Source organism: Amycolatopsis methanolica 239 (genome assembly GCF_000739085.1).
GTDB classification, from domain to species: Bacteria; Actinomycetota; Actinomycetes; order Mycobacteriales; family Pseudonocardiaceae; genus Amycolatopsis_E; species Amycolatopsis_E methanolica.
This window is the reverse complement of the sequence record NZ_CP009110.1, coordinates 5,091,319-5,110,863: the sequence shown is the minus strand read 5'-3', so window position 1 is coordinate 5,110,863 and position 19,545 is coordinate 5,091,319. Positions and strand designations below refer to the sequence as shown.

At 71.6% G+C, this 19,545-nt stretch carries 23 protein-coding genes and 1 pseudogene; 19 read left to right on the top strand and 5 right to left on the bottom strand.

All coding sequences use genetic code 11. The features are described from left to right. Positions 1–93: 93 nt before the first annotated feature. From AMETH_RS24855 to AMETH_RS24810, 10 genes are read left to right on the top strand one after another with little or no spacing between them, the layout of a single operon-like run. The gene (locus AMETH_RS24855; RefSeq protein WP_017983886.1) at positions 94–888 is read left to right on the top strand and encodes an MlaE family ABC transporter permease; all 795 of its coding nucleotides are present in this window, start codon (positions 94–96) and stop codon (positions 886–888) included. After that, complete coding sequence (locus AMETH_RS24850; RefSeq protein ID WP_017983885.1) at positions 888–1,751, top strand: MlaE family ABC transporter permease; 864 nt, start codon at positions 888–890, stop codon at positions 1,749–1,751. Before AMETH_RS24855 ends, AMETH_RS24850 begins: the two co-directional genes overlap by 1 nt. Continuing rightward, the gene (locus AMETH_RS24845; protein WP_026153341.1) at positions 1,748–3,070 is read left to right on the top strand and encodes an MCE family protein; all 1,323 of its coding nucleotides are present in this window, start codon (positions 1,748–1,750) and stop codon (positions 3,068–3,070) included. Before AMETH_RS24850 ends, AMETH_RS24845 begins: the two co-directional genes overlap by 4 nt. After that, positions 3,067–4,110: an MCE family protein gene (locus tag AMETH_RS24840; protein ID WP_017983883.1), complete on the top strand. Its 1,044-nt coding sequence runs from the start codon at positions 3,067–3,069 to the stop codon at positions 4,108–4,110. Before AMETH_RS24845 ends, AMETH_RS24840 begins: the two co-directional genes overlap by 4 nt. Beyond that, positions 4,107–5,138 carry an MCE family protein gene (locus AMETH_RS24835; protein ID WP_017983882.1) on the top strand — a complete coding sequence of 344 codons (1,032 nt, stop codon included), beginning with the start codon at positions 4,107–4,109 and terminating at the stop codon, positions 5,136–5,138. Before AMETH_RS24840 ends, AMETH_RS24835 begins: the two co-directional genes overlap by 4 nt. Continuing rightward, complete coding sequence (locus AMETH_RS24830; protein ID WP_017983881.1) at positions 5,135–6,322, top strand: MCE family protein; 1,188 nt, start codon at positions 5,135–5,137, stop codon at positions 6,320–6,322. The genes AMETH_RS24835 and AMETH_RS24830 overlap by 4 nt, the downstream gene beginning before the upstream one ends. Continuing rightward, positions 6,319–7,503, top strand: a complete 1,185-nt coding sequence (locus AMETH_RS24825) for an MCE family protein (protein ID WP_017983880.1) — start codon at positions 6,319–6,321, stop codon at positions 7,501–7,503. Before AMETH_RS24830 ends, AMETH_RS24825 begins: the two co-directional genes overlap by 4 nt. Next, positions 7,500–8,738: an MCE family protein gene (locus tag AMETH_RS24820; protein WP_017983879.1), complete on the top strand. Its 1,239-nt coding sequence runs from the start codon at positions 7,500–7,502 to the stop codon at positions 8,736–8,738. Before AMETH_RS24825 ends, AMETH_RS24820 begins: the two co-directional genes overlap by 4 nt. Next, on the top strand, positions 8,735–9,211 hold the full coding sequence (locus tag AMETH_RS24815) for a hypothetical protein (protein ID WP_017983878.1): 477 nt from the start codon (positions 8,735–8,737) through the stop codon (positions 9,209–9,211). The genes AMETH_RS24820 and AMETH_RS24815 overlap by 4 nt, the downstream gene beginning before the upstream one ends. Beyond that, positions 9,208–9,708: a nuclear transport factor 2 family protein gene (locus tag AMETH_RS24810; RefSeq protein WP_017983877.1), complete on the top strand. Its 501-nt coding sequence runs from the start codon at positions 9,208–9,210 to the stop codon at positions 9,706–9,708. Before AMETH_RS24815 ends, AMETH_RS24810 begins: the two co-directional genes overlap by 4 nt. On the opposite strand, the pseudogene AMETH_RS42755 reads toward AMETH_RS24810, so the two are convergent. The 4 genes and pseudogenes from AMETH_RS42755 to AMETH_RS24795 all read right to left on the bottom strand — a co-directional run bounded on the left by AMETH_RS42755 (position 9,709) and on the right by AMETH_RS24795 (position 13,178). Then, positions 9,709–10,581 (bottom strand): annotated as a pseudogene (locus AMETH_RS42755) (anti-sigma factor RsbA family regulatory protein). Next, the gene (locus tag AMETH_RS40785) at positions 10,578–10,763 is read right to left on the bottom strand and encodes an STAS domain-containing protein (protein ID WP_017983876.1); all 186 of its coding nucleotides are present in this window, start codon (positions 10,761–10,763) and stop codon (positions 10,578–10,580) included. Before AMETH_RS40785 ends, AMETH_RS42755 begins: the two are co-directional and overlap by 4 nt. After that, positions 10,760–11,353, bottom strand: a complete 594-nt coding sequence (locus AMETH_RS24800) for an MEDS domain-containing protein (protein ID WP_017983875.1) — start codon at positions 11,351–11,353, stop codon at positions 10,760–10,762. Before AMETH_RS24800 ends, AMETH_RS40785 begins: the two co-directional genes overlap by 4 nt. A gap of 28 nt (positions 11,354–11,381) precedes the next feature. Further along, complete coding sequence (locus AMETH_RS24795) at positions 11,382–13,178, bottom strand: AMP-dependent synthetase/ligase (RefSeq protein WP_026153338.1); 1,797 nt, start codon at positions 13,176–13,178, stop codon at positions 11,382–11,384. Between the two features lie 113 nt (positions 13,179–13,291). On the opposite strand from AMETH_RS24795, the gene AMETH_RS24790 reads away from it, so the two are divergent. The 7 genes from AMETH_RS24790 to AMETH_RS24760 all read left to right on the top strand — a co-directional run bounded on the left by AMETH_RS24790 (position 13,292) and on the right by AMETH_RS24760 (position 18,393). Then, the gene (locus AMETH_RS24790; RefSeq protein ID WP_017983873.1) at positions 13,292–13,693 is read left to right on the top strand and encodes a hypothetical protein; all 402 of its coding nucleotides are present in this window, start codon (positions 13,292–13,294) and stop codon (positions 13,691–13,693) included. 74 nt (positions 13,694–13,767) lie between these two features. Further along, a complete protein-coding gene (locus AMETH_RS24785) occupies positions 13,768–14,559 on the top strand; it encodes a metallophosphoesterase family protein (protein WP_017983872.1) in 792 nt (263 codons plus the stop codon). Positions 14,560–14,586: 27 nt separating this feature from the next. Next, complete coding sequence (locus AMETH_RS24780) at positions 14,587–15,027, top strand: SRPBCC family protein (RefSeq protein ID WP_017983871.1); 441 nt, start codon at positions 14,587–14,589, stop codon at positions 15,025–15,027. A gap of 14 nt (positions 15,028–15,041) precedes the next feature. Beyond that, entirely contained in the window at positions 15,042–16,184 is a 1,143-nt protein-coding gene (locus AMETH_RS24775; protein WP_017983870.1) for an ArsA family ATPase, read from the top strand. Continuing rightward, positions 16,181–16,561: a hypothetical protein gene (locus AMETH_RS24770; protein WP_017983869.1), complete on the top strand. Its 381-nt coding sequence runs from the start codon at positions 16,181–16,183 to the stop codon at positions 16,559–16,561. Before AMETH_RS24775 ends, AMETH_RS24770 begins: the two co-directional genes overlap by 4 nt. Before the next feature lie 14 nt (positions 16,562–16,575). Further along, the gene (locus AMETH_RS24765) at positions 16,576–17,511 is read left to right on the top strand and encodes an ROK family protein (protein ID WP_026153337.1); all 936 of its coding nucleotides are present in this window, start codon (positions 16,576–16,578) and stop codon (positions 17,509–17,511) included. Between the two features lie 12 nt (positions 17,512–17,523). After that, positions 17,524–18,393, top strand: a complete 870-nt coding sequence (locus AMETH_RS24760) for an NUDIX domain-containing protein (RefSeq protein ID WP_017983867.1) — start codon at positions 17,524–17,526, stop codon at positions 18,391–18,393. A gap of 68 nt (positions 18,394–18,461) precedes the next feature. On the opposite strand, the gene mftR is transcribed toward AMETH_RS24760, so the two are convergent. Further along, on the bottom strand, positions 18,462–19,073 hold the full coding sequence (mftR, locus tag AMETH_RS24755) for a mycofactocin system transcriptional regulator (protein ID WP_017983866.1): 612 nt from the start codon (positions 19,071–19,073) through the stop codon (positions 18,462–18,464). A gap of 84 nt (positions 19,074–19,157) precedes the next feature. Between mftR and mftA the strand changes: the two genes are divergently transcribed. Continuing rightward, entirely contained in the window at positions 19,158–19,262 is a 105-nt protein-coding gene (mftA, locus tag AMETH_RS24750) for a mycofactocin precursor MftA (protein WP_017983865.1), read from the top strand. Next, positions 19,247–19,528, top strand: a complete 282-nt coding sequence (gene mftB, locus AMETH_RS24745; RefSeq protein WP_017983864.1) for a mycofactocin biosynthesis chaperone MftB — start codon at positions 19,247–19,249, stop codon at positions 19,526–19,528. Before mftA ends, mftB begins: the two co-directional genes overlap by 16 nt. The last annotated feature ends 17 nt before the right edge of the window (positions 19,529–19,545 follow it).

Here is a 19,545-nt window from a genome sequence, read left to right as displayed (position 1 = left end):
CCACGGGAATACGAAGTAAACACCGCTAACGCAAAGCGGTTTCCCGCAAGGGAGTAAGACTCAGAGCAACGAGGCTGGGGTCGCGGAGGTGTGATGGGGTCACGCACGGGAACGCTCACGATACCGGGCACCGCCGCGCTCACCCAGGTCGGCCGCCTGTCCACACTGGCCTGGGAAGTGCTGCGGGCGATCCCGCGCAGGCCCTTCCAGTTCCGCGAGTGGATCCTGCAGTGCTGGTTCTTCGCGAGCGTCACGATCCTGCCCACCGCGCTCGTCGCCGTCCCGTTCGGCGCGGTGATCGCGCTGCAGCTCGGCTCGCTGACGCAGCAGATCGGCGCGCAGTCGTTCACCGGCGCGGCCAGCGCACTGGCCATCGTGCAGCAGGCCGCCCCGCTGATCACCGCCCTGCTCGTCGCGGGCGCCGGAGGAAGCGCCGTCTGTGCTGATATCGGCGCGCGCAAGATCCGCGAAGAGATCGACGCGATGGAGGTGCTCGGGGTCAACCCGATCCAGCGCCTCATCGTGCCGCGCGTGCTCGCCGCGATGGTCGTGTCCGTGCTGCTCAACGGCCTGGTCAGCGTGGTCGGCGTGCTCGGCGGTTACTTCTTCAACGTCGTCATGCAGGGCGGCACCCCCGGCGCGTACCTGGCCAGCTTCAACGCGCTGGCGCAGCTGCCGGACCTCTACGTCAGCGAGATCAAGGCCGTGCTGTACGGGTTCGTCGCCGGGGTGGTGGCCGCCTACCGCGGGCTCAACCCGGCGGGCGGGCCGAAGGGCGTCGGCGACGCGGTGAACCAGGCCGTGGTCATCACGTTCCTGCTGCTGTTCCTCATCAACGTCGTGCTGACCGCCATCTACCTGCGGATCATTCCGCCGAAAGCGCTGTGATGACCGCCGAAACGCTGGAGAGACGGCCCGGGGTGTCCGACCGGACACTCGAGATGATCGCGCGCCCCGGCGCCGTGCTGGAGGGACTGGGCAGCCAGCTCTCCTTCTACGTCCGCGCGCTCGCCTGGGCGCCACGCACGCTTCGCCGCTACAGCAGGGAAACGCTGCGGCTGCTGACCGAGGTCTGCTTCGGCACCGGCGGTCTCGCGGTGATCGGCGGGACGCTCGGCGTGATGATCGGCATGACCCTGTTCACCGGTCTCATCGTCGGCCTGCAGGGTTACGCCGCGCTGAACCAGCTCGGCACCGCCGCGCTCACCGGGTTCATCTCCGCCTACTTCAACACCCGCGAGGTCGCGCCGCTGGCCGCCGGTCTCGCGTTGTCGGCGACCGTCGGCTGCGGGTTCACCGCCCAGCTCGGCGCGATGCGCATCTCGGAGGAGATCGACGCGCTCGAGGTCATGGCGGTGCCCAGCCTGCCGTACCTGGTCACCACGCGCGTGCTGGCCGGGCTGGGCGCGGTGATCCCGTTGTACGCGGTCGGGCTGCTGTCGTCCTACCTGGCCTCGCGCCAGGTCACGGTGTGGCTCTACGGCCAGTCCGCGGGCACCTACGACCACTACTTCGGGCTGTTCCTGCCGCCCGAGGACGTGCTGTGGTCGTTCGGCAAGGTGATCGTGTTCAGCGTGCTGGTGATCCTGTCGCACTGCTACTACGGCTACACCGCCAGCGGCGGGCCCGCCGGCGTCGGCGTCGCGGTGGGGCGCGCGGTGCGGACGTCGATCGTGCTGATCTCGGTGCTGGACTTCTTCCTCAGCCTCGCGGTCTGGGGCGCGACCACGACGGTGAGGATCGCCGGATGAGACGGGCGGTGCTGCTGCGGCGGCTCTGGCACCAGGTGCTCGGCCTGGTGTTCCTCGTCGTGTGCGGGCTGTTCTTCGTCACCACGGTCGCCGCCTACAACAAGGAGTTCACCCCGGTCGCGATGGTGCGGCTGGAAACCGACCACGTCGGCAACCAGCTGCGCAAGGGCTCAGACGTCAAGATCCGCGGTGTCGTCGTCGGCGAGGTGCGCTCGATCCAGGCGATGGGCGACCACGCCGCGCTGGAACTCGCGCTGGACCCGGACCAGCTGGGCCTGATCCCGGACAACGTCTCCGCACGGCTGCTGCCCAAGACCCTGTTCGGCGAACGCTACGTGGCCCTGCAGATCCCGCCCGATCCGTCGGACCGGCACATCGCGGCGGGCGACGTCATCCCGCAGGACCGCAGTAGCTCGGCGATCGCGCTGGAGCAGGTGCTGAACAACGTCATGCCGCTGCTGCAAGCAGTCCAGCCGCAGAAGCTCGCCAGCACGCTCAGCGCGGTCTCCACCGCGCTCGACGGCCGCGGCGAGCAGCTCGGCGCCACGCTGGTGAACCTGTCCGAGTACCTGGCCGGGCTCAACACGTCGCTGCCGGACATCAAGGCCGACATCACCGGGGTGGCGAACGTCGCGGACACCTACGACCGGGCCGCGCCGGACTTCCTGCAGGCGCTGGCCGACCTGACCACCACCACGAAGACCCTGGTGGACAAGCAGCAGGCGCTGACCCAGGTCTGGGCGTCGGTGACGAACGCGAGCGACGACCTGGACAGCTTCCTTCGCGTCAACCAGGCCAACCTGATCAACCTCACGGTCACCTCGCAGTCCACTTTGGAGGTTCTTGCGAAGTACGCGCCGGAGTACCCGTGCCTGCTGCAGCAGCTGGCCGAGGCCGTGCCGCGCGCGTACGAGGCCTTCGGCGCGGGCACCGACAAGATGAACCACGTGACGATCCGGTTCGTCGCCGACCGCACCAAGTACGAGCCGGGCAAGGACGAACCGGAGTACCTCGACAAGCGCGGGCCGCGTTGCTACCCGATGGTGCTGCCGCCCGGTCGCTGGCCGCAGTACCCGCCGGGCGGGCCGATCCAGGACGGCTCGACCCACCCGCCCGCGGGGCCGGGCGCGAGCGTTCCGCTGCCCAGCAACGGGATCATCGACGGCGGGGCGTCCACCACCGGATCGGTCGCGAACTCGCCCGCCGAGCAGGACCTGGTCGCCGCGCTGCTGTCGCCGGCCGCGCCGCAGGACGTGCCGGGGTGGGGAACCCTGCTCGCCGGCCCGCTCTACCGCGGGGTGGAGGTGGAGGTGCGATGAACCGGTTCGTCCCGTCGCTGGTCAAGATCCTGATCTTCGCCGTCGTCACGGTGCTGCTGACCGGGATCCTCGGCTCGACCATCGCCAACACCAACTTCGGCGTCACCTCCACCTACACCGCGCGCTTCACCGACGCCTCCGGCCTGCACGAGGGCGACGACGTGCGGATCGTCGGCGTGAAGGTCGGTCAGGTGGACGAGATCACCGTCGAGGAGGACGGCGACACCAGCTACGCCGACGTGCACTTCACCGTCCAGTCGGCCTACCGCCTGCCCGGCTCGGTCACCGCGGCCGTCAAGTACCGCAACCTCGTCGGGCAGCGGTACCTGTCGCTGGGCACCAACGTGCCCGGGGACGACCAGCTGGCGGCCGGCGGCATGATCCCGCCGGAACGCACGCAGCCCGCGCTGAACCTCACCGTGCTGTTCAACGGGTTCAAGCCGCTGTTCGCGGCCCTGGACCCGCAGCAGGTCAACCAGCTCTCCTACGAGATCATCCAGGTGTTCCAGGGTGAGGGCGGCACGATCGAGAGCCTGCTGTCGCACACCGCGTCGCTCACCCAGACCATCGCCGACCGCGACGAGGTGATCGGCCAGGTGATCGGCAACCTCAACACCGTGTTGACCACGGTGAACGACCGTGGCCCGCAGCTGTCGAACCTGATCGAGGCGACCCAGCAGCTGGTGTCCGGGCTGGCCGCGCAGCGTGGCCCGATCGGCGACGCGGTGTCCGCGCTGGGCGAGCTGACCGACGCCACGGCCGGGCTGCTCGCCGACGTGCGCCCGCCGGTCCAGCAGGACATCGCCGCGCTCGGGACGCTGTCCGGCACGCTCGCCGACTCCGGGCAGCTGATCGACGAACTGTTGAAGAAGCTGCCCGGCAACCTGGAGAAGTTCACCCGGACCCTGAGCTACGGCGGCTGGTACAACTACTACCTCTGCGGTCTGACCGGGACCATCGGCGTGACGTCGCTGAACATCACGCTGCCGATGCTCCCGCTGCCCGCGACCGAGGTCCCGGAGAGGTGCCAGGCGTCATGAAGGCGCTCAAGGACCGCAACCAGGCCGCCGTCGGCGCGGTGACGCTCGTGCTCGTCGTGCTGGTGACGCTGGTGTCCTACTTCTCCGACGAGCTGCCGCTGCTCGGCACCGGGACCACCTACCAGGCCTACTTCGCCGAGTCCGCGGGCCTCGCGGCGGACAACGAGGTGCAGGTGGCCGGCGTGAAGGTCGGCCAGGTCACCGACGTGTCGCTGGCAGGCAGGAAGGTGCTGGTCAAGTTCAAGGTGGAGAACACCCGCGTCGGCGACGAGTCGACGGCGTCCATCGAGATCAAGACGCTGCTGGGGGAGAAGTACCTCGCGCTGAAGCCCAAGGGGGGCGGCGCGCAGGACCCGGACGAGCCGATCCCGGTCGAGCGCACCACCACTCCGTTCCAGCTGCAGGACGCCTTCCAGCAGCTGAGCACGACGGTCGGGCAGATCGACACGAACCAGCTCGCGCAGAGCTTCGACGCGGTCGCCGACGCGCTCAAGGACACGCCGCAACCGTTGCGGGACACGCTGTCCGGCCTGTCGGCGTTGTCGCGCACGGTGTCCTCCCGTGACCAGGAGCTGGCGAACCTGCTGGCGAACTCCAGCCAGGTGTCGCGGACGCTCGCCGACCGCAACGCCCAGCTCACCGCGATCATCAACGACGGCAACCTGCTGCTCGGCGAGCTGCAACGGCGCCGGGACGCGATCAAGGCGCTGCTCACCGGCACCCAGCAGCTCGCGGCCCAGCTGTCCGGGCTGGTCGCCGACAACCGCGCGCAGCTGCGGCCGACTCTGGAACGGCTCGGCGAGGTCACCACCATCCTGCAGAACAACCAGGACAACCTGAACCGCAGCCTCGAGCTGCTCGCGCCGTTCACCCGCGTCGGCGCGAACGCGACCGGCAACGGCCGCTGGTTCGAGGGCTACATCTGCGGGCTGCTGCCGCCGGTGATCAAGGCGGGCGGGCTGTCCATCAACCCCGAGGGCTGCACGCCGCCGATCTCCGCGCCGGACCAGGGATTGGGGGGCGGATGACGCTCGACAGCCGTGCCGCGCGCGGCGTGTACCGCTGGATCGCGACCGGGTGCGTGCTCGCGCTGCTGGTGACGGCCGGCTTGTACCTGGTGTTGCGGGACAGCGTCGGCACCCGGATCTCCGCGTTGTTCGACCGGACCGTCGGCCTCTACGCCGGCTCGTCGGTGCGCGTCCTCGGCGTGCCGGTCGGCGAGATCACCGGGGTCACCCCGGAGGGCGCCGTGGTGCGCGTGGACATGCGGATCGACGACGACGTGCGGATCCCGGCCGACGCCGGCGCCGTCGTGGTCGCCCCGAGCCTGGTCAGCGACCGGTACGTGCAGCTCACGCCGGCCTACGACAGCGGACCGGTGATGGCCTCCGGCGCGCTCATCCCGCAGGACCGCACCGCGACGCCGATGGAACTGGACGACCTCTACGGCACGCTCGACAAGCTGTCGATCAGCCTCGGGCCCAACGGCGCCAACGCGAACGGCGCGCTGTCCGACCTGCTGAACACCGCCGCGGCCAACCTCGACGGCAACGGGCTGAACCTCAACAGCACCGTCACCGAGCTGGCCAACCTGTCGCGCACGCTGGACAACTCGAAGGAAGACCTGTTCGGCACCGTGCGGAACCTGCAGTCGTTCACCACCGCGCTCGCGGACAGCGACGCGCAGCTCAACGAGTTCTACCAGCGGCTCGGGAACGTGACGGGCTTCCTCGCCGAGGACTCCGACGACGTCAGCGCCGCGCTGGCCGCGCTCGGCTCATCGCTGGGCGACGTGCAGAGCTTCGTCGCGGAGAACAAGGACCTGCTCACGTCCAATGTGGACCGGCTGGCGAGCATCACGCAGGTGCTCGTCGACCAGCGGGCCGCGCTCGCCGAGGTGCTCGACGTCAGCCCGACCGGCATGACGAACTTCATCAACTCCTACGACGCGGCGTCCGGCAGCATCGCGATCCGCTACAACGCCAACGAGTTCACCAACCCGCTGATCACCACGCTGTGCCGGCTGATCAAGGCGTCCACGCCGGTCGGCCTGCCGACGACGGTCAGCGACGTGTGCGAGGCGATCGCCCCGGTGGTCGAGGGCATCGCGAAGGTCCCGTCGATACCGCAGCTGCTCGCCGACATCAACAGCGGCAAGCTCCCGCCGCTGCCGTTGCTGCCGCTGGTCGACATCCCGGAGGCCGGATCATGAGGCGGCTGACCGGGGTGCTGTGCGGGGTCCTGCTGCTCCTGGCGGGCTGCGGCACGGCCGGGTTCTCCGGGCTCTACAACACGCCGCTGCCGGGCGGGGCGGACCTCGGTGACCACCCGTACCGCATCACCGCGCAGTTCGCCGACGTGCTCGACCTGGTGCCGCAGGCTTCGGTGAAGGTCAACGACGTGCCGATCGGCCGGGTCGACAGCGTCGAGCTGGCGCCGGACAGCAGGTCCGCGATCGTGCACATGAGCCTCAACGGCGACCTGAAGATGCCGGAGAACTCGTTCGCCCAGCTGCGCCAGTCGAGCCTGCTCGGGGAGAAGTTCGTGCAGCTCGCCGAGCCCGCCGGGGAACCGGCGGCCGCGCCGCTGCGCGAGGGCTCGGTGATCCCGCTGGCGCGCACCAACCGCAACCCCGAGGTCGAGGAGGTGCTGGGCGCGCTGTCGCTGCTGCTCAACGGCGGCGGAGTGAACCAGCTGGCCGACATCACCCGCGAGCTGAACCACGCGCTCACCGGCAACGAGGCGGAGATCCGCGCCCTGCTGGCGCGGGTGGACCGGATCGCGACCGAACTGGACGGGCAGAAGTCGGAGATCATCCGGGCCATCGACGGGCTCAACCGGCTGTCCGGCACGCTCGTCGCGCAGACCGCGAACCTGACGACGGCGCTGGAAGACCTCGCGCCCGGGATGGCCGTGGTGACCCAGCAGCGGGACCAGCTGGTCGGGATGCTGCAGTCGCTCGACCGGTTGTCCGGTGTCGCCGTGGACACGATCGACGCGAGCCGGGAGTCGCTGCTGGCGGACCTGCGGGCGCTGGCGCCCACACTGTCCAAACTGGCCGAAGCGGGCACGAACCTGCCGGAGGCGCTGAAGATCCTGCCGACCTACCCGCTGCCCGACGTCGCAGGCGACGTGGTGAAGGGCGACTACGCGAACGTGACCGCGCGGCTCGACCTGAACCTGGACGCGATCTTCCAGAACATCGCCAACTCCGGGAAGTTCCCGTCGTTCCAGTTGCCGAGCGACAACGAGACCAGCACGCAGGCCGCGGCGCCGCCCCTGCCGATCCCGCAGCCCACGGCGCCGCAGGCGCAGACCCAGCCGCAGCCGGTGACCGGTCTGCTGCCCGGGCTGAGCGACCTGCTCGGCAACCTGCTGGGAGGGACGCCGTGATCACCCGCAAGCACCGGATCCAGCTGATCGCGTTCCTGCTGATCGCGCTCACGTCGGTGGGTTACGCGGGCGGCCGGTATGCCGGGCTGGACCGGCTGTTCGGCACCAGCGGCTACCTGGTCACGGCGAACCTGACCGAGTCGGGCGGGATCTTCGAGGGCGCCGAGGTGACCTACCGGGGCGTCGCGGTCGGCCGGGTGTCCAAACTGCACCTGACCGACGAGGGAGTCGCGGTCGACCTGGACATCACCTCCGACGAGCAGATCCCGGCCGACACCGAGGCCGTGGTCGCGACCCGGTCGGCGGTCGGGGAGCAGTACGTCGACCTGCGGCCCAAGCACCAGGACGGGCCGTACCTGGCGAACGGATCGGTGATCACCAGCGACCGCACGGCGATCCAGCTCTCGCCGGACACCGTGCTCGCCAACCTGGACCGCCTGGTCGCCAGTGTGGACACCCAGTCGCTGAAGACCGTGGTGGACGAGACCTACGACGCGTTCGCGGGCAGCGGCCACGACCTGCAGCAGCTGCTCGACACGGCGAACTCGTTCACCACGGCGGCGACGGGGAACCTGCCGCAGACCACGCGGCTGCTGGCCGACGGCCGGGTCGTCCTGAACACCCAACAGCGGCAGGCCGACACGATCACCTCGATGGCCACCGGCCTGCGCACGATCGCCGAGCAGCTCAAGGGCGCGGACCCGGACCTGCGGAAGGTCATCGACACCACGCCCGGCCTGGCGCGGGACCTGGACACGATCCTCGCGACGTCCGGCACCGACCTCGGCGTGCTGATCGCGAACCTGCTCACCACCGCGCAGATCACCTCGGTGCGCACCGACGCGATCGAGGAGCTGCTGGTCGCCTACCCGGTGATCTCGGCGTTCACCCGGTCCGTCTGGTCCAACGGCGAAGGCCACCTCGGGCTGGTGCTGAACTTCTTCGACCCGCACTCGTGCACCAAGGGCTACGAGACGACGCAGCAGCGCCCGGCGAACGACACCCGCGAAGTGCCCGCCAACCGGCAGGCCTACTGCGCCGAGCCGCCGGGCAGCGCGACCGGGGTGCGCGGCGCGCAGAACGCGCCGTACGCGGGCAAACCGGTCAACCCGGCGAAGCCGTCCGGCCCCGCGCCGTCGCCCGCCCAGTCCACGTCGACCCAGATGCCCGGGGTGCTGGGGCTGGTCAGCGGGACCGCGAGCTCGCTGGGGCAGCTGCTGGGGCTGCCGGGATGACCCGGGTGCTGGGCGCGCTGGCCGCGGTGGCGGTGCTGGCCGCGGCGTGGTTCGGGTGGAGCTGGTGGAGCGCGGCGCACGACGACGGACTGGTCCGCGCCCGGGACCGGGACGCGGTGATCACCGCCGCGGGTGACGCGCTGGTCGCGTTGAACACGATCGACTACCGAGAGGCCGGTGCCGCGCTGGACCGGTGGATCGGGGTGACGAGCGGCCAGCTGGGCTCGTCGCTGAGCGGGGACCGGCAGGGGCAGGTGGACCGGGCCACCGCGGCGAGGCTCGTCGCGACGGCGTCGCTGCGGCAGATCGCCGTGACGGAGCTGAACGGGGACGCGGCGCGGGTGATCGCGGTGCTGGACGTGTCGATCGCGTCCGGCGGTGGTGAGCCGAAACCGGGCCGCAGCCACCTGACCGCGGACGTGGTGCGGGCGGACGGGACCTGGAAGATCACGTCCGTGCAGGGGGCTTCGTGACTTCCCGCGTGGCGACGTGGGTTTCGGTGCTCACGGCGGTGATCGTGCTGGCCGGCGGGTTCGCCGGGTGGGCCGCGGTGCAGGCCGGGCAGTGGCGCACGTCGAACGCCGCGCTGGCCGACCCGGCGGCGACGGCAGAGGCATCGGACCAGATCAGCGCGGCCCTGAAGGCGGTGTTCTCCTACGACTACGGCAACCTGGCGCGCACCGAGCGGGCGGCCGCGTCGGTCCTGGTGGACGACGCGGTGACCCAGTACCGCGACACCTTCGCCGCCGCGCAGGAGCAGGCGGTGTCGCAGAAACTGATCCGCACGACGACGGTGGCCTCGCTCGGGCTGCAGGACCTCCACGGCGACACCGCGCGGGCACTGGCGTTCCTGGAGCAGCAAACCCTCAACACGGCGAACGGACAGCAGGCGTCATCGTCGGCAGCGGTGTCGGTGGTGGCCCGCAAGGTGGACGGGGCGTGGAAGATCACGGCGCTCACGCCGCTGTGATCACAGGCGCAGCAGAGCGTACCGCGTCGTCCGGCCCGGTTGCGTGTACGTGCGCACCAGGTCGGCCAGCTGGTGCACCAGCAGCAACCCGCGCCCGCCCGGCGGGTCCGCCAGGAACCCGTCGTCGTGCACGGCGCAGCACAGGTGGCCGTCCGCGGGCCACAGCTCGACCCGGCACGAGCCGCCCGGGTGCCGCAGGCTGTTGGTCACCAGCTCGGTGACGATCAGCTCCAGGTCGGGCACCCGGGCCTCGCTCAGGCCGAACACCCGCGCCTGCGCCGCCGCCCAGTGACGGGCCTCGCGGACACCCCCAGTCGCCGGTCACCGCGAACTCGACGGGGGCCGCGGCCGGCACCGGCTGGTTGTAGCGCGCCACCACGTCGTCCGGCGCGTAGTCCGCGCTCGCGTACCGCCGCGACGCCTCCCACACCTCCGGGTGCGTCTCACGGGCGTCGGCGACCACGGACGGCTCCAGCGCCGCCGTGTCGTAGGGGCACACGATCGTCACGTCCCGGCCGTCGAACGCGTGGTTGATCAGCGCCTCGTGCTGCGCGCACGCCGGGTACCCGGTGGCCGAGCGGCCTGCCCAGATCGGCTCGCCGATGATGCGCACGTGCCGGTCCGGGTGCGCGTCGGCGAACCGGCGCAGCACCGTCGGAATGATCCGGCCGGGTTGCGGCCCGCCTCGGTGATGTCCAGCCACAGCACGTCGTCCGAGCCGGCCGCGGGCCGCAGCACGGACAGCCGGTCGCCGGGCACGGCGACCGCGACCGGCTCCCGCCGCGCCAGGCCGTCCGTGACGAAGGGCACGAGGGCGTCCAGGTATTCGTCGTCGGAGGCGTAGAACAGCGCGGGGTGCACGAACGCGGTCACGCGGCCCCCTCCACCCGCACCGTCGGCAGCCCCAGCACTTCGACCAGGCCGGAGACGGCCGGCGAGGGATCACGCAACACCAGTGTCCCACCACGGTTCGCGGCGTGCTCCGCCAGCCGCGTCAGGCTGCGGTGGTCGGCGAACCGCGGACCGCTGACGTCGAGCACCAGGTTGCCGTTCACCGGCGGGGATCCGCCCGCCGCAGCGCCTCGACGAGCAGCTCCTCGGTCGACAGGTCGAGCTCCCCGGCGAGCGCGGCCGACGCCGACGCCGAGCCGAACAGCCAGAACCCGGGGTCGGCGTTCGTCGCCGGATGCATGGACGCCACCCTCGCCACCACCTCGTCACCCACTCGGCCGCGGTCGTACCCGCACATCGCGGAGAACGGCCGCGCGGCCGCGTACCGGTCCACCGCGTGCTCGTAGCGCGCGAGCGTGTCGAGCTGCCCCGGGGTGGTCACGAGCGGCGTCCAGTCCGCCGCGACCCGCAGCCCGATGTAGCCCGCCGCCAGCGCGGCCTCGGTCGCCAATGCGTAGTTGCGCGCCTGCGCGTCCGGATCGACCACCGCGCCCTCCGGGCACGCTTTGTCGAGCGAGACCGTCCGCGCCGCGCCGGTGCGAAACGCGTCGTCCAGCCCGTCGAGCGCCGGGTCGCCGGGCGCGACGTACCAGACCTGCCTGCCGCGGGCGAGCCCGTCGCGCAGGAACTCCCGCGCGCGGGCCCGGAAATCCGCCGTGGACTCGAAGGCCCAGCACCGGTGATCGTGAATCACGAATCACCGACACAGCGTAGTGGTCTCGTTACTTTTCGTACAGGCCTTCGATGAAGGTCGCGTAGTTCTTCGTCACGACGTTGCGCTTGAGCTTCAGGCTCGGCGTGATCTCGCCGCCCGCCTCGGTGAAGTCGTTGCCCAGGATGACGAACTTCTTGATCGACTCGGCGTGCGAGACCTGCTTGTTCGCCTCGTCGACCGCGCCCTGCACGGCCGCGATGAGGTCCGGGTCCTGCGCCAGGTCGGCGACCGTGGCGTCGGCGGGCTTGCCGTTCTGCGCCTTCCAGGCCGGGAAGAACTCCTCGTCGATCGTGACCAGCGCGGCGATGAACGGGCGCTGGTCGCCGACCACCATCGCCTGGGAGATCAGCGGGTGGGCGCGCATGGTGTCCTCGAGGCCGGACGGGGCGACGTTCTTGCCGCCCGCCGTCACGATGATCTCCTTCTTGCGCCCGGTGATCTTCAGGAAGCCGTCGGAGTCGAGCTCGCCGAGGTCGCCGGTGTGGAACCAGCCGTCCTCCAGCGCCTCCTTGGTGGCGGTCTCGTTGTTGAAGTACGCCTCGAACACGACGTCGCCCTTGAGGAGGACCTCGCCGTCGTCGGCGATGCGCACCGAGGTGCCCGCCACCGGGCGGCCCACGGTACCGACGCGGAACGCGTCCTGGGTGTTCACGTTCGCCGCGGCCGAGGTCTCGGTCAGGCCGTAGCCCTCGAACACCGGCACGCCGATGCCGCGGAAGAAGTGCGCGAGCCGGGCGCCCAGCGGCGCGCCGCCGGAGACCGCGGCGATGCAGCGGCCGCCGAGCGCGGCGCGCAGCTTGCCGTAGACCAGTTTGTCGAACAGCAGGTGCTGCGCCTTCAGGCCCAGCCCGGCGCCGTCGGTGTCCTGCGCCTCGCTGTAGGACACGGCGACCTGCTCGGCCCGGTCGAAGATCTTGCCCTTGCCCTCGGAGTGCGCCTTCTGCTTCGCGCCGTTGTAGACCTTCTCGAACACGCGCGGCACGGCCACCACGAACGTAGGCCGGAAGGTGCCCAGGTCGGCGACCAGGTTCTTGACGTCCGGGGTGTGGCCCAGCGTCACGCGCGCGGTGACGGCGGTGACGGCGATCGCGCGGGCCAGCACGTGCGCCAGCGGCAGGAAGCACAGCAGCGAGTTGCCCTGCTCCATCAGCTGCGGGAAGGCGTTGATGTCGGCGCGGATCTCGGCGAGCAGGTTGCGGTGGGTCAGCTCGACGCCCTTGGGGCGGCCGGTGGTGCCCGAGGTGTAGACGATGGTGGCCAGGTCGCCGGCCCGCACGATGCGGCGCCGCTCGTGCACGGTGTCGTCGGCCACGTCGGCGCCCAGCGTGGTCAGCTCGTCCACCGCGGGGCGGGCCGCCTCGATCTGCCAGGTGTACTGCAGGGCGGGCAGCCGGTCGCGGACCTCGTCGACGGCGGCCAGGTGCCCGCTCGTCTCCACGAAGACGCCCTTGGCGCCGGAGTCGGACAGGATCCAGGCGACCTGCTCGGGCGAGGAGGTGTCGTAGATCGGCACGGTGACGGCGCCCGCGGCCCAGATGGCGAAGTCGATCAGCGTCCACTCGTAGCGGGTCTTGGACATCAGGCCGACCCGGTCACCCCGTTCGATCCCGGCCTCGACCAGGCCCTTCGCGACGCCGATGACCTGCGCGGCGAACTCGCGGGCCGTGACGTCCAGCCACGAGCCGTCCACCTGGCGCCGGAAGCTGATCGCGTCGGGGAACCGCTCGGCGTTCGCCCACACGATGTCGGCGAGGTTCTCGTCATCGGCAACCGGCTGCACTGCCGGGGCGCTGTACTCGCGCACGGTGGACCTCCGTGGTTCAAGGGTGTTACTCGCCAGTCACAACTTAGCGTCGGTGACACCTTACGACCAAGGGGTCGGACCGCCGGTAACACGGGCATGACATTCTGCTGGGCGTGAGCACGCTCAACGGTGCGCCGCCCAGCATCGACATCGTCGACGAGACCTTCATCGCGGTGCCGCCCGGCACCGTGGCGGCGGTGTTCGCCGATCCGGCCGCGTGGCGGCGGTACTGGCCCGACCTGGTGCTCGAGGTCTACACCGACCGCGGCGAGGAGGGCCTGCGCTGGACCGTCCGCGGCGCGCTGGTCGGCACGATGGAGGTCTGGCTCGAGCGCACGCTGGACGGCACGCTGCTGCACTACTTCCTGCGCGCGAGCCCGGCCGGGGAAATGAGCCCCCGGCAGCTGCGCCGCGAGTTCGACCGCCGGGCGCGCGCGGCCAAGGCAGTGGCGCTGGGCCTGAAGGAGGTCCTGGAGGACGGGCGCGAGCCTGGGATTCCCCCACGAAGCGCTTGACCCCGCTGTCAGCTTGCGCCGCTACCGGCACCGGCACGCGGGTCCTGCTGGAATTTTCCGTAAACTAGGTCATCATGCGCGTTCATGTCGTCTCGGACGTCCACGGCAACACGGAAGCCCTGGCCAGGGCCGGTGAGGGGGCGGACGCGCTGATCGTCCTCGGGGACCTGCTCGACTTCGTCGACTACCACCAGCACGACCAGGGCATCCTCGGCACGCTGTTCGGCCCCGAGAAGGTCGCCACGTTCGCCCGGCTGCGCCGCGAGGGCACCCGCGAGGAGTCGATCGCCTTCTCGAAGTCCCTGTGGTCGAGCCTGGACGACCCGGCCGCCGCCGTCGAGGAGGCCGTGCGCGAGCAGTATGCGGCGATGTTCGCGGCGATGACCGCCCCGACCTACGCGATCGCGGGCAACGTCGACTCGCCGGACCTGTGGCCCGAGTTCGCCGGTGACGACGTGCGGCTGGTCGAGGGCGAGATCGTCGAGATCGGCGGCCTGCGGTTCGGGTTCGCGGGCGGCGTGGTGCTGCCGGCCGGGGCCACGATCCGCCGGTCCAACCCGGTGTGGCGGCCCTACCTGCGCACGCAGGAGGAGTTCGACGAGGCGGTGGGCAAGCTCACCGACATCGACGTGCTCTGCACCCACCAGCCGCCCGCGCTGCCCGAGCTGACCTACGACGTGGTCGCCCGGCGGCACGAGCTGGGCTCGTCGGCCCTGCGCGGGCTGGTCTACGCGGAGCAGCCGCGGTGGTCGCTGTTCGGCCACGTGCACCAGCCGCTGTCGGCCCGGCTGCGGGTGGGCCGCACCGAGTGCCGCAACGTCGGCCACTTCAAGGTCACCGGGCGCCCGTACGTCCTGAGGTGGTGACGCGGGCCAGGCGGTAACCTCTCCGCCATGGCCGACCAGTCCACGCAGTCCATCGAGGTCGACGCGCCGCCGGAGAAGGTCATGGCGGTGATCGCGGACTTCGCGTCGTACCCGGAATGGGCCAAGCAGGTCCGGGAGACCGAGGTGCTCGCCACCGACGACGCGGGCCGTCCCAAGCAGGTCAAGCTGACCCTGGACGCCGGCCCGATCAAGGACGTCTACACGCTGGAGTACGACTGGGCCGCCGACGGCCGGTCGGTCAGCTGGCACCTGGTGCGCGGGCAGATGCAGAAGGCGCAGGACGGCCGCTACGAGCTGGAGGCGGTCGGGAACCGCACGCGGGTCACCTACACGCTGTCGGTCGAGCTGGTGCTGCCGATGATCGGGCTGCTGCGCCGCAAGGCGGAGAAGATGGTCATGGACACCGCGCTCAAGGAGCTCAAGCGCCGCGTGGAGGACCTCGCCTGAGGGCGGGACGGCCTATGACCCGGCTGCTGCTGTTCACCGGCAAGGGAGGCGTCGGCAAGACGACGCTCGCCGCGGCGACGGCGGCGGGCCTGGCCGCCCGCGGGTACAAGACGCTGGTCGTGTCCACCGATCCGGCGCACTCCCTGGCCGACGCGTTCGGCCAGCGGCTCGGCCGCGAACCGTCCGACGTGGACACCCGGCTGCACGGCGCGCAGGTCGACTCGCGCGGCCTCGTCGACGACATCTGGCAGGACCTGCGCGGCAGGCTCAAGGGCGCGCTCGCGGGCGCCGGGGTGGACGCGCTGGACGCCGAGGAGCTGAGCGTCCTGCCCGGCGTGGACGAGCTACTCGCGCTCACCGAGGTGCAGCGGCTTGCCGAGGCCGGCCGCTGGGACGTCGTGGTGGTCGACTGCGGGCCGACCGCGGAAACGCTGCGGCTGCTCGCGCTTCCCGAGGCCGTGGCCGGGTACCTCGACAAGGTGTTCGGCTGGCAGCTCACGCTCACCGGCTCCCGTGGGCTGGCCCGGTCGGTGCGTGACCTCGCGGCGCACGTCTCGGCGCTGCGCGACCTGCTGACCGATCCGGCCGTCACCACCGTGCGGCTGGTGCTGACGCCGGAGCGGGTCGTGGTCGCCGAGGCGCGCCGCACCCTGAGCTCGCTCGCGCTGCGCGGGATCCGGGTCGACGGGCTGATCGTGAACCGCCTGATGCCCGCGCCCGGCGTGTGGCGTGGGGCGGCGGCGAACTGGATGCGCACCCGCCGCCGCCAGCAGGACGAGGTGCTGAGCGAGCTGACGTGGGAGCTGGCCAGGGTGGAGCACCGCGCCGCCGAGCCGGTCGGGCTGCCCGCGCTACGGGAGATCGCCACCGAGCTGTACGGCGATCGTGACCCGCTGGAGGGCAAGGGATCCACCTCCGCGCCGCTGCTGCATGTGACCGAAGTGGACGGTGGGTACCGGCTGCGTCTGGCGCTGCCGCTGGACCGCGGGGCCGGGCTGGAGCTGGCGCGCGTCGACGACGACCTGGCCGTCACCGTCGACGGGTTCCGCCGCCTGGTGGCGCTGCCGGAGTCGTTGCGCCCGTGCCGGATCACCGGCGCCGAGTCCGATGCGGACGGTCTCGTCGTCTCGCTCACCAAGCCGGGGGAGGACCGATGACGACCGAAGGCGTGACCGCGGCGAGCCTGGCCGAGGAGATCCGGCTGCTCGTCGAGATGGTCGTCGAACGCGCGGCGCCCTGGCTGGACGGCGTGGTCGCCGCCGGGCACGGCACCGCCGACAAGCCCGAGGACGGCGGCGACTGCGGCTGGTGCCCGCTGTGCGCCGTGGTCGCTGTGGTGCGCGGTGAGAAGCCCGAGTTCGTCGCCCGCGTCCTGGAGCAGGCGGCGCAGATCATCGCGTTGCTGCGGGCCGTGCTGGCCGACCGGTGGGAGCCGCAGGAGGGCGTGCACATGCCCGGGTTCCAGCCGCCGCCGCGGCCGCAGCCGGACTCCGGCCGGGTGCAGCGCATTCCCGTGCAGTGGCGGGAGGGCTAGTGCACGCGATCGGCCTGGACGTCGGCGGCACGAGCGTCCGTGCCGGCGTGGTGGACGAGCACGGCTCGATCCTGGACACCGCGCGGGCGGGCACGCCGGCCGCCGAGGACGCGCTCGAAGACGCCATCACCGGCGTGATCGACGAGCTGCGCAACCGGCACGACGACGTCGCCGGGGTGGGCCTGGCGGTCGCCGGGTTCATCGCCAACGACCGGCGCACCGTGATGTTCGCGCCGCACCTGGCGTGGCGGCACGTGCCGGTGGCGGACCGGATCGCCAAGCGCGTCGGCCTGCCAGTGACGCTGGAGCACGACGCGAACGCCGCCGCGGTCGGCGAGCACCGCTTCGGCGCCGCGCGCGGGGCCGGGGTCGCGGCGCTGGTCGCGATCGGCACCGGGATCGGCGCGGGGCTGCTGCTGGACGGCGAGCTGTACCGGGGCGCGAACGGAGTCGCCCCGGAGCTCGGGCACCTGACGGTGGTGCCGGATGGGCGGGCGTGCCCGTGCGGCAAGTACGGCTGCTGGGAGCGCTACTGCAGCGGCACGGCGCTGGCCGCGACCGCGATCGAGCTGCTGGCCAGGTACCCGGGCACGTCCACGGTCCTGTCCAGGGACATCGGGCTGGACCCCGGCGCGCTGACCGGTCGCCGGGTGGCCGGGGCGGCGCGCGACGGCGACCCGATCGCGCAGCGGGCGGTGGCCGAGCTGGCGAAGTGGCTCGGCGAGGGGCTGGCGCTGGTCGCGGACGTGTTCGACCCGGAGATCGTGGTGATCGCGGGCGGGGTGTCGGAGTCGGCGCCGCTGTTCCTCGACGAGGCCCGCGAGCACTACGCGGCCGCGATCACCGGCGGCAGGCACCGGCCGCTCGCGCGCATCCGCACCGCGCAGCTGGGCGACGACGCCGCGCTGGTCGGGGCCGCCACGCTCGCGCTCGAAGCGACGGCGGTATGACAAGCTGGAACGATGACCCCTGATGACGGCGACGGCTTCGTGTACTGCGAGCGCGGCCACCGGCATTGGGGCCTCTTCGGCGCCGCGGGCCTGCTGCTGACCGATCCCGAGCGGGGTGTGCTGCTGCAGCATCGGGCCTGGTGGACGCACCACGGCGAGACGTGGGCGCTGCCCGGCGGCGCGCGCCGCGGTCACGAGTCCGCGCGTGAGGCCGCGACGCGTGAGGCGGCGGAGGAGGCCGCGGTGCCGTCCGCCGCGGTGCGGCCCACCGCGGAGTCGGTGGTCGACCACGGCGGCTGGAGCTACACGACGGTCCTGGCGAACACCCGGCACCCGGTGCGGGAGCGGGTGGTCAACGAAGAGAGCGCCGAGCTGCGGTGGGTGCCGCCGGACGAGGTCGGCTCGTTCCCGCTGCACGCCGACTTCGCGGCGGCCTGGCCGGCGCTGCACGCCCAGGTCGGTCGTGAGCTGGTGCTGGTCGTCGACGCGGCCAACGTGGTCGGCTCCCGGCCGGACGGCTGGTGGCGGGACCGGGCAGGCGCGGCGGAGCGGCTGCGGGACCGGTTGTCCGGGCTGGCGCGCGACGGGGTGCGCAGCGCGGACGTCGGGCTCGGTGGGGCGGACTGGTCGTGGTGGCCGCGGGTGCAGATGGTCGTCGAAGGCCAGGCGAGGGACGTGCCCCCGGCCGACGAGGTCGAGGTGATCGCCGCGGTCCGCGACGGCGACTCCCAGATCGTGGAAAGCGTCCGCAAAACGCGCGACGCCCGCCCGGACGACCACGTGGTGGTGGTGACGGCCGACCGCGAGCTGCGGGCGCGGGTGACGGCGGAGGGCGCGAGCGTCCTCGGCCCGGCGACGCTGCTGAACCTGGTGGCCGACTGAGGAACTCACACCCCTGAACGCAGAACTCACGCCCCCGAGCGCGAGTTCTGCAGTCCCCGGGCCGGCGCCTATGAGCGCGCCCCGGGCACCAGCGTCTCGGTCAGCTGGTCCACCCCGGCGGCCATCAGCTCGGCGAGGTCGGCGCGCGGGTCGCGCAGCCACTGCTCGTACGCGGCCAGCGCGATGCCCAGCGCGGTGTAGGCCACGGTCTGCGGGGCGAGCGCCGAGGCGGCCACCCCGAGTCGTCCCGCGACGAATTCCGCGATCACCTGCCGCCAGTCCGCGTACCGCAGCGTCGAGTGGGCCTGCAGCGCCGGCGTGGTCAGGATCAGCTCCATCCGCTGCCGGTGCCACACCGCCTCGGACGGGTCGACCCGGTTGAAGTCCACCAGCGCCTCCCTCAGCACGCCGGGCAGCGGGCGGTCCGGCGGGTAGGACGCGAGGCGCTTGCGCATCTTGTCCAGCTGGCCGTCGAAGTCGCCCCAGGCGATGTCGTTCTTCGACGGGAAGTAGCGGAAGAACGTGCGCCGCCCGATGCCTGCGGCCTTCGCGATGTCGTCGATCGTCGTGCGGTCGAACCCGCGGCTGGCGAACAGTTCGAACGCCACGTGCTCGACTTCGGCGCGCGACGTGATCGGCTTGCGTCCCGCCCGGGGGGCCGGATCCGCCTTTTCGGTCATCCCTCTTCCATTCGGCACTCGGTGCCATTATTGTCCGAGAAGCGCGGCCGCACCGGAGCGGCCCATCGCCGAAGGGAGCATCCCATGTCCGAGGCCAAGAACGTCGCCCCCGCCGTGGAAGACTCGCTCGTCGAGGAGGACCTGCTCGTGGAAGAGGTCTCCATCGACGGCATGTGCGGCGTCTACTGACCGTGTTCGATCCGGACCAGGCCTACCGGTGCTCCCCCCGCGTCGCGTTGCGACCGGAACCGTTCGGGGCGCTCGCCTACGACTTCGGCACCCGGAGGCTTTCGTTCCTGAAGACGAAGATCCTGGTCGAGGTGGTGCGCACGCTCGGGGACCAGCCCGACGTGCACACCACCCTCGACGCCGCCGGCGTCCCCGGCGACCAGCGCCCGGCCTACCTGAAGGCGCTGGCCGGACTCGCCGAGAACGGCACGATCGAACCGCGCTGAACCACTGAGAAGGGCGT

What these genes read in the sequence shown, in the direction of transcription:
- AMETH_RS24855 (WP_017983886.1), top strand. Translation starts at nt 94, where the DNA reads ATGGGGTCACGCACGGGAACGCTCACGATACCGGGCACCGCCGCGCTC.
- AMETH_RS24850 (WP_017983885.1), top strand. Translation starts at nt 888, where the DNA reads ATGACCGCCGAAACGCTGGAGAGACGGCCCGGGGTGTCCGACCGGACA.
- AMETH_RS24845 (WP_026153341.1), top strand. Translation starts at nt 1,748, where the DNA reads ATGAGACGGGCGGTGCTGCTGCGGCGGCTCTGGCACCAGGTGCTCGGC.
- AMETH_RS24840 (WP_017983883.1), top strand. Translation starts at nt 3,067, where the DNA reads ATGAACCGGTTCGTCCCGTCGCTGGTCAAGATCCTGATCTTCGCCGTC.
- AMETH_RS24835 (WP_017983882.1), top strand. Translation starts at nt 4,107, where the DNA reads ATGAAGGCGCTCAAGGACCGCAACCAGGCCGCCGTCGGCGCGGTGACG.
- AMETH_RS24830 (WP_017983881.1), top strand. Translation starts at nt 5,135, where the DNA reads ATGACGCTCGACAGCCGTGCCGCGCGCGGCGTGTACCGCTGGATCGCG.
- AMETH_RS24825 (WP_017983880.1), top strand. Translation starts at nt 6,319, where the DNA reads ATGAGGCGGCTGACCGGGGTGCTGTGCGGGGTCCTGCTGCTCCTGGCG.
- AMETH_RS24815 (WP_017983878.1), top strand. Translation starts at nt 8,735, where the DNA reads ATGACCCGGGTGCTGGGCGCGCTGGCCGCGGTGGCGGTGCTGGCCGCG.
- AMETH_RS24785 (WP_017983872.1), top strand. Translation starts at nt 13,768, where the DNA reads ATGCGCGTTCATGTCGTCTCGGACGTCCACGGCAACACGGAAGCCCTG.
- AMETH_RS24780 (WP_017983871.1), top strand. Translation starts at nt 14,587, where the DNA reads ATGGCCGACCAGTCCACGCAGTCCATCGAGGTCGACGCGCCGCCGGAG.
- AMETH_RS24775 (WP_017983870.1), top strand. Translation starts at nt 15,042, where the DNA reads ATGACCCGGCTGCTGCTGTTCACCGGCAAGGGAGGCGTCGGCAAGACG.
- AMETH_RS24770 (WP_017983869.1), top strand. Translation starts at nt 16,181, where the DNA reads ATGACGACCGAAGGCGTGACCGCGGCGAGCCTGGCCGAGGAGATCCGG.
- AMETH_RS24760 (WP_017983867.1), top strand. Translation starts at nt 17,524, where the DNA reads ATGACCCCTGATGACGGCGACGGCTTCGTGTACTGCGAGCGCGGCCAC.
- mftR (WP_017983866.1), bottom strand. Translation starts at nt 19,073, where the DNA reads ATGACCGAAAAGGCGGATCCGGCCCCCCGGGCGGGACGCAAGCCGATC.
- mftA (WP_017983865.1), top strand. Translation starts at nt 19,158, where the DNA reads ATGTCCGAGGCCAAGAACGTCGCCCCCGCCGTGGAAGACTCGCTCGTC.